The sequence below is a fragment of the Terrabacter terrae genome (genome assembly GCF_039529575.1).
GTDB lineage: Bacteria > Actinomycetota > Actinomycetes > Actinomycetales > Dermatophilaceae > Terrabacter > Terrabacter terrae.
This window is the reverse complement of the sequence record NZ_BAAANB010000221.1, coordinates 1-977: the sequence shown is the minus strand read 5'-3', so window position 1 is coordinate 977 and position 977 is coordinate 1. Positions and strand designations below refer to the sequence as shown.

1 protein-coding gene is annotated in these 977 nt (G+C 70.0%); it reads left to right on the top strand.

The features are described 5' to 3' along the window. Window positions 1-408 (top strand): YciI family protein (locus tag ABD194_RS21265; protein WP_343995255.1); only part of this gene is annotated, 408 nt, incomplete at its 5' end. Between the last annotated feature and the right edge of the window lie 569 nt (window positions 409-977).

Genomic DNA, 977 nt, shown 5'->3' with positions numbered 1-977 from the left:
GGCAGGACCAACAGCAACCAGAAGGAGATGCAGATGCCGCGTTTCATGGGCTTCGTGAGGATGGAAGAGGGCATCGGGGCGCCCCCACAGTCGCTCTTCGACGCGATGGACGTCCACATCGGCGAGCGTGCCGCCAAGGGCGTGTTCCTCGACGGCGGGGGCCTCTACGGCACGGAGGACGCCGTGAACTTCGTCGTCGACAACGGCGCGGTGACGCGGGTCGACGGGCCGTACGCCGAGAGCAAGGAGATCGTCGGCGGCTGGGCGATCATGCAGTACGGCTCCCTCGAGGAAGCCGTCGCCGACCAGCGTGAGTTCGCCGAGCTGCACGCGAAGCACTGGCCGGAGGTCAAGGTGGTTGCGACGCTGCGCCAGATCTCCGACGGGCCCGACGCACCCGGCGCGTGAGGTCTCGGTCTGCGCCGGCACCGGGAAGCGGCCGCGCCGGCGCAGACCTCACACCGCGCCGATCTCGTGCTCGCCCGCGCAGCCGGCGGACGACCTCCGAGCGGCGCCCCCCGTCTCGAGCGAGAGGACTGGCGCGCCGGCTCGGAGTGAGCCGTCGGTGCCGAGCGACTCACGACGTCAGCCGAGAGCGACGGCGGGTGAACCGCATTGGGTCGGAAAGCCGGGACTGCAGCGGCGCGACCGCGGTCGACGAGGTCAGCCACCAGGGACGCCGTGGGAGGAGCGAGACTGAGCCCGGGCTCTGGGAGGCGGTGCAGCCGGGCCCAGGGGAAGGAGGGGCGTCCGGCTCGCCGCGGAATGACACGCCTCGAACAGCTTTGTGACCGTCTGGATTCACTGGGAACCGACGTCGGTCGCGTGCGACCATGAGCTGTGTTGCCGCAACCGGCGACAAGCTTCGTCGGCCGGGAAACTGAGCTGGCGCAGGCGCGAATGCTGCTGGCGAGATCGCGGCTGCTCACGCTGACTGGTGCGGGTGGCGTGGGCAAAACCCGCCTTGCGATCGAGTT